Origin of the sequence: Streptomyces sp. GS7, assembly GCF_009834125.1 — a bacterium.
GTDB lineage: Bacteria > Actinomycetota > Actinomycetes > Streptomycetales > Streptomycetaceae > Streptomyces.
In genome coordinates this window covers 6,163,383-6,176,783 of the sequence record NZ_CP047146.1, presented here as the reverse complement: position 1 = coordinate 6,176,783, position 13,401 = coordinate 6,163,383, and the positions used below count along the sequence as shown (strand labels likewise).

Sequence of the window (13,401 nt, the reverse complement as noted above, 5' to 3'; positions counted from 1 at the left end):
GGTGGCCACTTGGCTCGGGGGGCTTGTGGAAAGTGGAACACGTTCTTAACATCACGAGTGTTACATCAGAAGTGTCACAGTGCGGAGGGCATGGGGCGCGATGACGCAGTCAGGGAACGGCCCGCTGAGCGGGGTGCGGGTCGTGGAGCTCGCCGGCATCGGCCCCGGCCCCTTCGCGGCCATGCTGCTGGCCGATCTGGGCGCCGACGTCGTCCGGGTCGACCGGCCCGGAGGCGCCGGGCTGCGCATCGATCCGGCCCACGACATCACCAACCGCAACAAACGCTCGGTGCTGGTGGACCTGAAGCAGCCCGCCGGGGTGGCGCAGGTGCTCGACCTGGCCGAGCGGGCCGACGTCCTCGTCGAGGGGTACCGCCCCGGTGTGGCCGAGCGGCTCGGCGTCGGGCCCGAGCAGTGCCTGGCGCGCAACCCGCGGCTGGTCTACGGCCGGATGACCGGCTGGGGACAGGAGGGCCCGCTGGCCGGCACCGCGGGGCACGACATCGGCTATATCGCCATCACCGGCGCCCTCGGCATGATCGGCCCGGCCGACGGCCCGCCCGCCGTCCCCGCCAACCTCCTGGGCGACTACGCAGGGGGCTCGCTCTATCTGGTCATCGGCGTGCTCGCGGCACTCCAGCACGCCCGCGCCGAGGGCGGTAGCGGCCAGGTCGTCGACGCCGCCATCGTCGACGGCACGGCCCATCTGACAGCCATGATCCACGGCATGCTGGCGGCCGGCGGCTGGCAGGACCGGCGCGGCGCCAATCTGCTCGACGGCGGGACGCCGTTCTACGGCACGTACGCGACCGCGGACGGCGGCTATATGGCCGTCGGCGCGCTGGAGCAGCGCTTCTACGCCGAATTCATCCGCCTGCTCGGCATCGAGGACGAGGTCCCCGCCCGCGACGACCTCGCCGCCTGGGACGAGCTGCGGACCGCCATCGCCGCCCGGTTCCTGACCCGTACGCGGGAGGAGTGGACCGCGGTCTTCCAGGAGTCCGACGCCTGCGTGGCGCCCGTGCTGTCGCTGCGCGAGGCCCCCGGGCACCCGCATCTCGCCGCCCGCGGCACCTTCGTCGACCACGCCGGCATCACCCAGCCCGCCCCCGCGCCCCGCTTCTCGGACACCCCCGGAACGCTGCGCAGACCCCCCGCCCAGCCGGGCGCGGACACCGAGCAGGTCGCCCGCGACTGGCGGATCCCCAGCCTCGCGGTCCCGCCCGAAGACCCGTGCCGCACCGAGCGGAAGGACCCGGTCGGCTGATGGAACCCGCCACCGCGCCGCAGTACGCCGACGCTCCGCGCCAGGCCGCCGAAGAGGCCGCCGCCCCGGAACGGGCCGGACCGGGCGCCGTCCGGGCCGCCGAGGCGTACGGCTTCGGCGCGCCCACCGCCATGCGCTTCCCGGCGGACCGCACGGAGCACGCCGGGATCGGCCCGGCCATCGTGAACGTCCACCCCATAGGCCCCGGCCCCGCGAAGCCGATCGAGACCGTCAGGAACCGGCTCTGAGGGGACCGCGCCGATGCCGCGTCCGCCCGGCCGCCGGCCTCCGGAACCCCTGCCGAGCCGCCCCGCCGCCCGCCCCGCACCACTCCTCGAAGGGACAACAGCGTGAAGCGCCAGCTCTTCACCGACGACCACGACGCCTTCCGCGAGACCGTACGCACCTTCCTCGCCAAGGAGGTGACGCCGTACTACGAGCAGTGGGAGAAGGACGGCATCGTCAGCCGGGACGCCTGGCGGGCGGCCGGCCGGCAGGGGCTCCTCGGACTGGCCGTGCCCGCGGAGTACGGCGGCGGCGGGGAGAGCGACTTCCGCTACAGCGCGGTGCTGGCGGAGGAGTTCACCCGGGCCGGGGCCGCCGGGCTCGCCATCGGACTCCACAACGACATCGTCGGCCCCTACCTGACCTCCCTCGCCACCGACGAGCAGAAGCACCGCTGGCTGCCCGGCTTCTGCAGCGGCGAGACGATCACCGCCATCGCGATGACCGAGCCCGGCGCCGGCTCCGACCTCCAGGGCATCCGCACCTCCGCCGAGGACCGCGGCGACCACTGGATCCTCAACGGCTCCAAGACCTTCATCTCCAACGGCATCCTCGCCGACCTCGTCATCGTCGTCGCCAGGACCACCCCCGAGGGCGGCGCGCACGGCCTGAGCCTGCTGGTCGTCGAGCGCGGCATGGAGGGCTTCGAGCGCGGTCGCAACCTCGACAAGATCGGCCAGAAGTCCCAGGACACCGCCGAACTGTTCTTCCGCGACGTGCGGGTGCCCAAGGAGAACCTGCTGGGTGAGCTCAACGGCGCGTTCGTCCACCTGATGACCAACCTCGCGCAGGAGCGCATGGGCATAGCGATCGCCGGGATCGCCGGCGCCGAGCACCTCCTGGAGATCACCACCCGGTACGTCAAGGAGCGCGAGGCGTTCGGACGGCCGCTGGCCAAGCTCCAGCACATCCGCTTCGAGATCGCCGAGATGGCCACCGAGTGCGCCGTCACCCGCACCTTCCTCGACCGCTGCATCGCCGACCACTCGGACGGCACCCTCGACGCGGTGCACGCCTCCATGGCCAAGTGGTGGGCCACCGAACTCCAGAAGCGGGTCGCCGACCGCTGCCTCCAACTCCACGGCGGCTACGGCTATATGACCGAGTACCGCGTGGCCAAGGCGTTCACCGACGGCCGCATCCAGACCATCTACGGCGGGACGACCGAGATCATGAAGGAGATCATCGGCCGCTCCCTGCTCGGCTGACCCTCCCCGACTGCGCCTCCCCAGGCCCGGGTCGTCAGCGGCTGACGCCGCGGGCCCCCGGGCCCCGGCCGGAAAGAAAGGCTTTCCTGTGAGCACCGAAGCGTATGTGTACGACGCGATCCGCACCCCCCGAGGCCGTGGCAAGGCCAACGGCGCACTGCACGGCACCAAGCCGATCGACCTGGTCGTCGGCCTGATCCACGAAGTGCGCCGGCGCTTCCCCGACCTGGATCCGGCCGCGATCGACGACATCGTCCTCGGTGTCGTCGGACCGGTCGGCGACCAGGGATCCGACATCGCCCGGATCGCCGCGATCGCCGCCGGGCTGCCCGACACCGTCGCCGGCGTCCAGGAGAACCGCTTCTGTGCCTCCGGCCTCGAAGCCGTCAACATGGCCGCCGCCAAGGTCCGTTCGGGCTGGGAGGACCTGGTGCTGGCGGGCGGCGTCGAATCGATGTCGCGGGTTCCGATGGCCTCCGACGGCGGCGCCTGGTTCGCCGACCCGATGACCAACTTCGACACCGGATTCGTGCCCCAGGGCATCGGCGCCGACCTCATCGCCACCATCGAGGGCTACTCCCGCCGCGATGTCGACGAGTTCGCCGCGCTGTCCCAGGAACGGGCCGCCGCCGCCTGGAAGGACGGCCGCTTCGAGCGCTCCGTCGTCCCCGTGCGCGACCGCAACGGCCTGCTCGTCCTCGACCACGACGAGCACATGCGCCCCGGCACCACCGCCGACTCCCTGGCGGTCCTCAAGCCGTCCTTCGCCGCCATCGGGGACGCCGGCGGCTTCGACGCGGTGGCCCTCCAGAATTACCACTGGGTCGAGAGGATCGACCACGTCCACCACGCCGGCAACTCCTCCGGCATCGTGGACGGCGCGGCACTGGTCGCCATCGGCTCCAAGGAGGTCGGCGAGCGCTACGGCCTCACCCCGCGGGCCCGCATCATCTCCGCCGCGGTCTCCGGATCCGAGCCGACGATCATGCTCACCGGCCCGGCGCCGGCCAGCCGCAAGGCCCTCGCCAAGGCCGGACTCACCATCGACGACATCGACCTCGTCGAGATCAACGAGGCGTTCGCCGCCGTCGTCCTGCGCTTCGTCAAGGACATGGGCCTGAGCCTCGACAAGGTCAACGTCAACGGTGGCGCCATCGCCATGGGCCACCCCCTCGGCGCCACCGGCGCGATGATCCTCGGCACCCTCATCGACGAACTGGAGCGGCAGGACAAGCGCTACGGCCTGGCCACCCTCTGCGTCGGCGGCGGAATGGGCATCGCCACCGTCATCGAGCGCCTCTGACCCCTCGTCCCACCCACTACGGAGTACGAACCATGAGTGAATCCGCTGCCGTGTCGACCATCCGCTGGGAGCAGGACGAGACCGGCGTCGTCACCCTGGTCCTGGACGATCCGGACCAGTCCGCCAACACCATGAACAACGCCTTCAAGACCTCCCTCACCGCGGTCGCCGACCGCCTGGAGGCCGAGAAGGACAGCATCCGCGGCATCATCTTCACCTCCGCCAAGAAGACCTTCTTCGCCGGCGGCGACCTGCGCGACCTGATCGCCGTCACCCCCGAGCAGGCCCAGCAGGCGTTCGAGGCCGGCAACGGCATCAAGCGCGACCTGCGCCGCATCGAGACGCTCGGCAAGCCCGTCGTCGCCGCCATCAACGGCGCGGCGCTCGGCGGCGGTTACGAGATCGCCCTGGCCTGCCACCACCGCGTCGCCCTGGACACCCCCGGCACCAAGATCGGCCTGCCCGAGGTCACCCTCGGCCTGCTGCCCGCCGGCGGCGGGGTGACCCGTACGGTCCGGCTGCTGGGCATCACCGACGCGCTGCTGAAGGTGCTGCTCCAGGGCACGCAGTACAACGCCACCCGCGCCAAGGACAACGGGTTGATCCACGAGGTCGCCCAGTCCTCCGAGGAACTGCTCGCCAAGGCCCGGGAGTTCATCGACGCCCACCCCGAGTCCCAGCAGCCCTGGGACCTCAAGGGCTACAAGATCCCCGGCGGCACACCGGCGCACCCGAAGTTCGCCGCCAACCTCCCGGCGTTCCCCGCGAACCTCAAGAAGCAGCTCAACGGCGCGCCGTACCCGGCGCCGCGCAACATCCTCGCCGCGGCCGTCGAGGGCTCCCAGGTCGACTTCGAGACCGCCCAGACCATCGAGGCGCGCTACTTCGTCGAGCTGGTGACCGGCCAGGTCTCCAAGAACATGATCCAGGCGTTCTTCTTCGACCTCCAGGCCGTCAACTCCGGTGCCAGCCGCCCCAAGGGCATCGCGTCGCGCACGGTCGAGAAGGTCGCGGTGCTGGGCGCCGGCATGATGGGCGCCGGGATCGCCTACGCCTGCGCGAAGGCCGGTATCCAGGTCGTCCTCAAGGACGTCACCCCGGAGGCGGCGCAGAAGGGCAAGGCGTACTCCGAGGGGCTGCTCGCCAAGGCGCTGGCCAGGGGGCGGACGACCGAGGCGCAGCGCGACGAGCTGCTGGCGCGGATCACGCCCACCGCCGAGCCGGCCGACCTCGCGGGCTGCGACGCCGTCATCGAGGCGGTCTTCGAGGACGTGGCCCTCAAGCACAAGGTGTTCAAGGAGATCCAGCACATCGTCGCGCCCGACGCGCTGCTGTGCTCCAACACCTCCACCCTGCCGATCACCCTGCTCGCCGAAGGCGTCGAGCGGGACGCCGACTTCATCGGTCTGCACTTCTTCTCGCCGGTCGACAAGATGCCGCTGGTGGAGATCATCAAGGGCGAGCGGACCGGTGACGAGGCACTGGCCCGCGCCTTCGACCTGGTGCGCCAGATCAAGAAGACGCCGATCGTCGTCAACGACTCCCGCGGTTTCTTCACCTCCCGCGTCATCGGCCACTTCATCAACGAAGGCGTGGCGATGATCGGCGAGGGCCTGGACCCGGTCTCCGTCGAGCAGGCCGCCGCCCAGGCCGGCTACCCGGCCAAGGTGCTGTCCCTGATGGACGAGCTGACCCTGACCCTCCCGCGCAAGATCCGCAACGAGACCAGGCGGGCCGTCGAGGAGGCCGGCGGCAGCTGGCAGCCGCACCCGGCCGACGCCGTCATCGACCGCATGGTGGACGAGTTCGAGCGCCCCGGGCGCAGCGGCGGCGCGGGCTTCTACGACTACGGCGAGGACGGCCGGCGGACCGGTCTGTGGCCGGGGCTGCGCGAGCACTTCCAGCAGGAGGGCGCCGCCATCCCGTTCGTCGACATGCAGGAGCGGATGCTGTTCTCCGAGGCGCTGGACACCGTCCGCTGCCTGGAAGAGGGCGTGCTCACCTCCGTCGCCGACGCCAACATCGGCTCCCTCTTCGGCATCGGCTTCCCGGGCTGGACCGGCGGTGTGCTCCAGTACATCAACGGGTACCAGGGTGGGCCAGGGCGGGAGAAAGCCGCCGGGGCGGGCCGGGAGGAGCTGGTCGGCCTGCCCGGATTCGTGGCCCGCGCCCGCGAGTTGCAGGCGGCCTACGGCGAGCGCTTCGCGCCCAGTGCGCTGCTGGTCGAGAAGGCCGAGAAGGGGGAGCGGTTCGGCGACTGAGCCGGGCCGGGGGCGGGCCGCCACGGCCCGCCCCCGTCAGCCCTCGCTGCGGCCGCCGCCCTCGCCCCTGCCGAACCACTCCCGCAGCTCTTCCTTCATCGACCGTTGGAAGGCGGTGACCAGTGCCTGCACGACCATCGGCTGCATATGGGCGGAGAGCGACTTCATCCGCGCCATCTCCTCCTCGTCCGGCCCGCCGTCGCGGTACGGACCCCATACCTCGTCCTTGAAGAGCCGGCTCAGCTCACGGGCCGCCGAGCGGGTGTGCTCGATGACGACGGTGCGCGCCGCGAGGATCGTCTCCAGCGCGATCGGGACATCGAGCAGCCGCGTCCCCAGATGCAGCAGCCCCGGATCGACCCGGTAGACCTGCGGGTCCGCGGTCCGCACGAGTACGCTCATCGCCGCCAGCCGGTCCAGGTCCTCCTCGGTCAGCTCCCGGCCGGCCCGCCGCTCCAGCTGTTCCCTGGTCGCGTCCTCCGCCGTGTCCGGGATCCAACTGGCCACCAGCGCCCGGTGAATGGCCAGGTCCTGGGCGCTCAGGTCGGGTGGCAGCTGCGCCAGATAGCGTTCGATCGCGGACAGGGTCAGGCCCTGGTGCTGGAGTTCCTCGATGAGCGCGAGCCGCGAGAGGTGGTCCGGTCCGTAGCGGCCGACCCGGCGCGGGCCGATCTCGGGCGGCGGCAGCAGACCGCGGGTGCTGTAGAAGCGGATCGTGCGGACCGTGACGCCGGCGCGGGCGGCCAGTTCGTCGACCGTCAGGTCGGGGGCGGACTCCATCATGTTCAACAGTATTGCTGTCTCACCACTTTTGTGAAACCTTCTTCACCGCTCGGCGCCGCCGTGAGGAAACCCGTTCGGTCCGCAGATCAGGCCCATGCCCTCGGGATGCCGCCTTGGCCACGATCCTGCGTATGCCAGGCGATCCGGGCGAACTCACGCTGCCCGCCCTGCTGTTGCGCAACGCCGAGGACCACGGCGCACTGCCCGCCCTGTCCTGGCGCGCGCCGGACGGGACCGGCCGGCGGACGCTCGGCTGGGCCGAGGTCCGCCGCCGGGTCGGCTAGCCGGCCGCCGGTACCGCGCGCTGGGCGTACGGCGCGGCGAGATCGTCCTCCTCATGATGGGCAACCGCCCCGAGCACGGGCTCAGCGACCTCGCCCTGGCGCATCTCGGCGCGGTCCCGGTCACCGTCTACGGCACCGCGGCTCCCGGCCGGACCGCCCATGTCGTCCGGCACGGCGGGGCCCGGCTCGCCGTGGACGCGGGCGGCGGTCGAGGAGGCGGGGGGTGCGCCCGCGCCCACGTGGACTGCCGGCAGCGCGGGGAGCGGCCGTCCGCGGAGCCGGCGGCCGGGTACGCCCGGGCGAAGGCCGAGGTGCTGGACGCCGAGCCGGCTGCGGCCTGGGCGGCGCGGCGGGGCATCGCGGGGACGGTGGCGGAGCAGGCCCGGCACCCGGCCGTCCGGGGGGAGGCCGAGAGGGCCGTCGAGGCCGCCAACGCCCCGCTGAACCGCACGGAGCAGGTCAAGGGAATTTCGCTGCTGAGCGAGGAGTGGGGGTCCGAAAGTGGCGAACTAACGCCGTCGTTGAAGCTTGGGCGCCGTGTTATTCGCCACAAATACGGACAACTCATGGAGCGAATGTGCGCCATGTGATCTTGCGCACAGACGGGGGAGCGGTTTCCGGGGAAGGTGTGCCGTCGGCCGTTCGCGCGATCCGCGGAGCCGGTCTTCGGTCCTGATCTCCCTGAAAGCGAGATGAACCAGCAGTGAGCGCAGAAACCGTCATCGATGAAGCACAGAGGTCATCAGACGGGGGGAGTGGGACCCGGCAGGACGCCGGTGACGCCGGTTACAGCAAGGGGCTGAAGGGCCGGCACATCAACATGATCGCCATCGGCGGGGCGATCGGCACGGGTCTGTTCCTGGGGGCCGGCGGCCGGCTGCACTCCGCCGGACCGGCGCTGGCCATCGCGTACGCGGTGTGCGGCCTCTTCGCCTTCTTCGTCGTCCGGGCCCTCGGTGAGCTGGTGGTGCACCGCCCGTCGTCCGGTTCGTTCGTCTCCTACGCCCGGGAGTTCCTGGGTGAGAAGGGCGCCTACGTCGCGGGCTGGATGTACGTCGTGAACTGGTCGACCACCGGTATCGCCGACATCACCGCGATCGCCCTGTACACGCACTACTGGAGCCTGTTCACCAGCATCCCGCAGTGGGTGATGGCGCTGATCGCGCTGGCGGTGGTGCTCTCGATCAACCTGATCTCGGTGAAGATCTTCGGTGAGATGGAGTTCTGGTTCGCGATCATCAAGGTCGCGGCGCTGGTCGTCTTCATGTTCATCGGCATCTTCCTGCTGGCCACCCAGCACTCGGTCGACGGCCACACCCCGGGTCTGCATCTGATCACCGACAACGGAGGCATCTTCCCGACCGGTCTGCTGCCCGTGGTGATCGTGCTCCAGGGCGTGGTCTTCGCGTACTCCGCGGTGGAACTGGTCGGTGTGACCGCCGGTGAGACCAGCGAGCCGCACAAGGTCGTGCCCAAGGCCGTCAACTCGATCATGTGGCGGGTCGGCGTCTTCTACGTCGGCTCGGTGGTCCTGCTGGCGATGCTGCTGCCGTGGAACGCCTTCAGCGCCAACGAGAGCCCCTTCGTCACCGTGCTGTCCCACGTCGGCATCCCGCACGCCGGCGACGTGATGAACCTCGTCGTGCTCACCGCGGCGATGTCCAGCCTGAACTCCGGGCTGTACTCCACCGGCCGCATCCTGCGCTCCATGTCGATGGCGGGCTCCGCGCCCAGGTTCGCCGGCCGGATGAACCGCAACCAGGTGCCGTACGGCGGCATCATGCTCACCTCCACGGTGTGCGTGCTCGGTGTCGGGCTCAACTACTGGCTGCCGGGCAAGGCGTTCGAGATCGTGATCAACATCGCGGCACTGGGCATCGTCAGCACCTGGTGCACGATCATGATCTGCCACATGGTGTTCGTCCGGCGCTCGAAGGCCGGGCTGGTGCAGCGTCCGCGGTTCCGCCTCCCCGGCACGCCGGTCACCGACATCGCCACCATCGCCTTCCTGGTCGGCGTCATCGTGCTCATGTGGTTCGACGACGGCGTCGGCCGGCAGACCGTGATGCTGATCCCGGTCCTGGCCGCGGCGCTGGTCGGCGGCTGGTTCGCGGTGCGCGGCCGGGTCAACCGGATCGCCCGGGAACGCGAACTCGCCGAGTAGCCGCGCCGTCAGGCGCGCCCGAGTGACCGAGGGCGGCTGCGGAGACCCGACGGGCTCCGCAGCCGCCCTTTCGCACGCTCCGCGGTGCCCGGAGCGGCGGCCCGATCCTGCGCTCCGGGCCGATTGTCAGTGGTCGCCCGTACCGTGGGGACATGGCTGAGGAAACGGGGGATGCCATGGGAATCGTCTATGTCACAGGAGACGCCACGGTGCCGCAGGGCAAGGGCGTCAAGATGATCGTGCATGTGTGCAACGACCTCGGGGGCTGGGGCAAGGGCTTCGTGCTCGCCGTCTCCCGGCGCTGGCCGGAGCCCGAGCGGGCCTACCGCCGCTGGCACCGCGAGCGCGCACGGAACGACTTCGGCCTGGGCGCCGCCCAGTTCGTGCCGGTCGCGGATCGCCTGTGGGTGGCCAATCTCGTGGGGCAGCGGGGGATACGGACGGGCAGCAAGGGCGCTCCGGTGCGGTACGAGGCGATAGCCGCCGGGCTGGGCCGGGTGGCGGACAAGGCGCTGGAGCTCGGCGCCTCGGTCCATATGCCGCGTATCGGCTGCGGGTTGGCGGGCGGCAGGTGGTCCCGGGTGGAGCCACTGATATCCGCGCGGCTCGTCGGGCGCGGAGTGGCGGTGACGGTCTACGACCACTGACGACCGACGGTCGCCGCCGGCCACGGATGACCGGCGGTCGCCGCCGGCCACGGATGACCGGCGGTCGCCGCCGGCCGCTGGCGGTGCCGACGGCCGGCGCACCGGGACGGGGCGTCCGCCGGTCAGTCGCCGAGCAGCGGATAGTGGTCCGAGGGGTCGGCGGAGGTGTAGTCCTTGCCCCGGCGGGAGACGGTCCAGGGTGCCGACTCCTCCTTGATCGCCGTGTTCTGCCAACGGGCGGGCCGGGCATGCCCGTTGCGGAAGAGGACGTAGTGCAGGTCCTCGCGGGCTGACAGGCCGTCATCTTCCGTCGGACTGGGCGTCGTTCTGTGCGTACTGCGAAGCCGTGGTTGCCGAGCGGTTGGAGCTGAACCGCTCGGTGCGCGATGTCCTCGACGAGCTGGCCCATCCGCGGAAGCCGCCGGTGCGGTGGCTCCCGGCGTTCCTGTGGCGGCCGTTCGCCGCGCTCGCTGCCCACTGCCGGTCACCGTCGGCGTGCCGCCGCCCGTGCTGTGTGAGCGGCTCGGGCTGCGCTGGACGGACCGGCAGCAGCGGCGGCTGCGGCGGTTCGCCCGCGTGGTGCACTGCCTGGCGGCCCTGGTGCCGCCGCCGCGGATCGCCCCGGCGATGTTCCTGGCGTACCGGAACACCCGCCGGCCCGGGACAGACCCGCATACCCGGCGACCGCTGGGGGCCACCGTATGATGAGTAATGATATGAATACGGTACGGATGGTCCCTAATCCCCCGCCGCCTGGAGGCGTGCTCTGGTCGCTGGTCGGGGACATCCGGACGCTGCTGACGCTGCCCGCCGCGCTGACGCTGCAGGTCGCGCACCCCGCGGTGGGGGCCGGCGTGGACGATCACTCGGTGTTCCGCACGGACCCGTGGGGGCGCGGTGAGCGCTCGCTGGTCTCGCTTCAGCTGTGGGTCTACGGCGGGGAGCGGGCGGCCGAGGAGGGGCGGCGGCTGCGGAAGCTGCACCGGACCATCCAGGGCACCGACGCCCACGGCCGCAGCTACCACGCACTCACCCCTGCCCACTACGCCTGGGTGCATGCCACCGGCTTCCCGGTGTTCCAGCACACCCAGCGCTATCTCGGGCGCCCCTTCACCCCGGCGCAGGAGCGGCAGCTCTACGCGGAGTGGCTCCAGGTCGGCCGGGTCCTCGGCATCCACGACCGCGATATGCCGCAGTCCATCGAGGAGTTCTGGCCGTACTACCGCAAGGTGCTCGACAACGAGCTCGAAGAGACGGCCGTGGTGCGGGAGTTGATCGCCACCGACCGGCCGCTGCCGCCGCCGGACCGCGGCCCGCGGGCGGTGCGGTGGCTGCTGCGGCTGACCTGGCCGCTGCTGCTGCCGCGGTTCGCGCGCTTCCGTCGGTTCGTCACGATCGGGCTGATGCCGCCGGACGCACGGCAGGCCATCGGACTGGAGTGGACCGACGAACAGGAGCGGCGGCTGCGGCGGTTCGGGCGGGTGGTGCGGATCGTGGTGCCGCTGCTGCCGGAGCGGCTGCGGTTCATGCCGCCCGCGCGGCGGGCGCGCCGGGCGTACCGGGCGGCCCGCCGCTAGCGGCGGTGGGCGGCGCCGGGGGATCGCCCCGGCGCCGCCCACCGGCCGGCTCAGTGGCCGACGTGCATGGCGTGGGTGGCCGCGATCTGCTTCCAGGACTTGGGCTGGGCGACGAGGCCGGAGGCAGCGAACGCCCGTACACCCGCGCCCGCCGCGGGCTTGGACGGCTGGAACAGCCAGGTGTGGAAGAAGTCGGCCAGCGGCTTGCCGGACTTCTTCTCGGCGAACGCCACGAAGTCCGCGACCGAGGCGTTGCCGTACTTGTTCTCCGTCGGCCAGGACTTGAGGATGCCGAAGAAGACCTTGTCGCCGACCTTGTTGCGGAGCGCTTGGATGGCCAGCGCACCGCGGTCGTAGACGGCCGTGTCGAACTGCTTGTCCGCGCCCGGGTCGCCCGGCTTGACCGTCCAGAACGGGTCGTTCGCCGGGTGCTGGGCGTAGACGTAGTCCGCGAGCTGCTGCGCGGTGCCCTCACCCTCCTTCTCCGACCACAGCCACTGGCTGTAGGCGGCGAAGCCCTCGTTGATCCAGATGTCCTTCCAGTCCTTGAGCGAGACGCTGTCGCCGTACCACTGGTGGGCCAGCTCGTGCACCACGACCGAGACGTTGGTGCCCTTGTCGAAGGCCGCCTTGCCGTAGAACGGGCGGGTCTGGGTCTCCAGCGCGTAGTGCGCCGGGACGTTCGGGACGTAGCCGCCGACCGAGTTGAACGGGTACGGGCCGAAGACGCTCTCCAGCCACTCGGTGACCTCGGCGGTGCGCTCGATGCTCGCCCGCGCCGACCCCAGGTTCGCGCCGAGGTCCGGGCTGACCGCGTTGATCACCGGCAGGCCGTCGGCGGTCCTGTCCGTGGTGATGTCGAACTTGCCGATGGCCAGCGTCGTCAGATACGTCGCCTGAGGCTTGTCCGAGCGCCAGTTGTAGCGCGTCCAGCCGAGCTTGGAGGTCTGCGAGGCCAGCACGCCGTTGCTGAGCGCCTGGGTGCCGTCCGGGACCGCGATGGAGATGTCGTACGTGGCCTTGTCGCTGGGGTGGTCGTTGCTCGGGAACCACCACACGGCCGAGTCCGGTTCCTGGGCCACCACCCCGCCGTCGGGCGTACGGGCCCAGGCGGTGAAGCCGTCGATCTTCAGCTCCGAGGGCTTGCCCGCGTAGCGGACGACCACGCTGATGTCCTTGCCCTTCTCCAGCCCCGCGGCCGGAGTGACCTCCAGCTTGTGCTTGCCGGAGGTGGCGAAGGTGGCCTTCTTGCCGTTCACCCGGATCTCGCTGACCTTGAGGCCGAAATCCAGGTCGAAGCGGGAGAGGTCCTGGGTGGTCTTGGCGAGCAGCGTCGCCGTGCCCTCCAACAGGTCTGTCTTCGGCTGGTACTTGAGCCGCAGGTCGTAGTGGGAGACGCGGTACCCGCCGTTGCCGCTGTAGGGGTAGTAGCTGTCGCCCACACCCGGGGCGCCCGGTGTGAAGTCGGCGGCCGATGCCGGGATCGCCAGCAGCAGGCTGAGCGCGGCAGCGCCCGGGACCAGAAGTCTGTGACGCACGAGTCCTCCAACTCGTAGGGGAGGTGGATCCCTTCGGACCTTATGTACTCATCAGTGGCACGTCATGTCCATGGCCTCATCTGA

At 71.0% G+C, this 13,401-nt stretch carries 11 protein-coding genes and 2 pseudogenes; 11 read left to right on the top strand and 2 right to left on the bottom strand.

All coding sequences use genetic code 11. The features are described from left to right. Positions 1-100: 100 nt before the first annotated feature. The 5 genes from GR130_RS26900 to GR130_RS26880 all read left to right on the top strand — a co-directional run bounded on the left by GR130_RS26900 (position 101) and on the right by GR130_RS26880 (position 6,324). A complete protein-coding gene (locus GR130_RS26900; protein WP_201305011.1) occupies positions 101-1,267 on the top strand; it encodes a CaiB/BaiF CoA transferase family protein in 1,167 nt (388 codons plus the stop codon). Further along, a complete protein-coding gene (locus GR130_RS26895; protein ID WP_159507099.1) occupies positions 1,267-1,515 on the top strand; it encodes a hypothetical protein in 249 nt (82 codons plus the stop codon). The genes GR130_RS26900 and GR130_RS26895 overlap by 1 nt, the downstream gene beginning before the upstream one ends. Before the next feature lie 102 nt (positions 1,516-1,617). Further along, a complete protein-coding gene (locus tag GR130_RS26890; RefSeq protein ID WP_159507098.1) occupies positions 1,618-2,760 on the top strand; it encodes an acyl-CoA dehydrogenase family protein in 1,143 nt (380 codons plus the stop codon). Positions 2,761-2,848: 88 nt separating this feature from the next. Continuing rightward, positions 2,849-4,063, top strand: a complete 1,215-nt coding sequence (locus tag GR130_RS26885; protein ID WP_159507097.1) for an acetyl-CoA C-acetyltransferase — start codon at positions 2,849-2,851, stop codon at positions 4,061-4,063. A 32-nt stretch (positions 4,064-4,095) separates the two neighbouring features. Next, positions 4,096-6,324: a 3-hydroxyacyl-CoA dehydrogenase NAD-binding domain-containing protein gene (locus GR130_RS26880; RefSeq protein WP_159507096.1), complete on the top strand. Its 2,229-nt coding sequence runs from the start codon at positions 4,096-4,098 to the stop codon at positions 6,322-6,324. Positions 6,325-6,360: 36 nt separating this feature from the next. On the opposite strand, the gene GR130_RS26875 is transcribed toward GR130_RS26880, so the two are convergent. Continuing rightward, positions 6,361-7,107, bottom strand: coding sequence for a MerR family transcriptional regulator (locus GR130_RS26875; RefSeq protein WP_159507095.1), 747 nt, complete (start codon positions 7,105-7,107; stop codon positions 6,361-6,363). A 113-nt stretch (positions 7,108-7,220) separates the two neighbouring features. Here GR130_RS26875 and GR130_RS42040 point away from each other — a divergent pair. The 6 genes and pseudogenes from GR130_RS42040 to GR130_RS26850 all read left to right on the top strand — a co-directional run bounded on the left by GR130_RS42040 (position 7,221) and on the right by GR130_RS26850 (position 11,779). Further along, positions 7,221-7,981 (top strand): annotated as a pseudogene (locus GR130_RS42040) (AMP-binding protein). Positions 7,982-8,112: 131 nt separating this feature from the next. Further along, positions 8,113-9,555 (top strand): amino acid permease, encoded by a 1,443-nt coding sequence (locus GR130_RS26865; protein ID WP_159510246.1) that lies wholly within the window; start codon positions 8,113-8,115, stop codon positions 9,553-9,555. Between the two features lie 152 nt (positions 9,556-9,707). After that, positions 9,708-10,202, top strand: coding sequence for a macro domain-containing protein (locus GR130_RS26860; protein ID WP_159507094.1), 495 nt, complete (start codon positions 9,708-9,710; stop codon positions 10,200-10,202). A gap of 346 nt (positions 10,203-10,548) precedes the next feature. Then, positions 10,549-10,617: pseudogene (locus GR130_RS41660) on the top strand (hypothetical protein); the annotation flags it as partial. An 80-nt stretch (positions 10,618-10,697) separates the two neighbouring features. Then, complete coding sequence (locus tag GR130_RS26855) at positions 10,698-10,907, top strand: DUF2236 domain-containing protein (protein WP_159507093.1); 210 nt, start codon at positions 10,698-10,700, stop codon at positions 10,905-10,907. Between the two features lie 11 nt (positions 10,908-10,918). After that, positions 10,919-11,779, top strand: a complete 861-nt coding sequence (locus GR130_RS26850; protein ID WP_236573520.1) for an oxygenase MpaB family protein — start codon at positions 10,919-10,921, stop codon at positions 11,777-11,779. 50 nt (positions 11,780-11,829) lie between these two features. Here the strand turns inward: GR130_RS26850 and GR130_RS26845 are convergent, their stop codons facing one another. Then, positions 11,830-13,317, bottom strand: a complete 1,488-nt coding sequence (locus GR130_RS26845) for a M1 family metallopeptidase (protein WP_159507091.1) — start codon at positions 13,315-13,317, stop codon at positions 11,830-11,832. Positions 13,318-13,401: the final 84 nt, after the last annotated feature.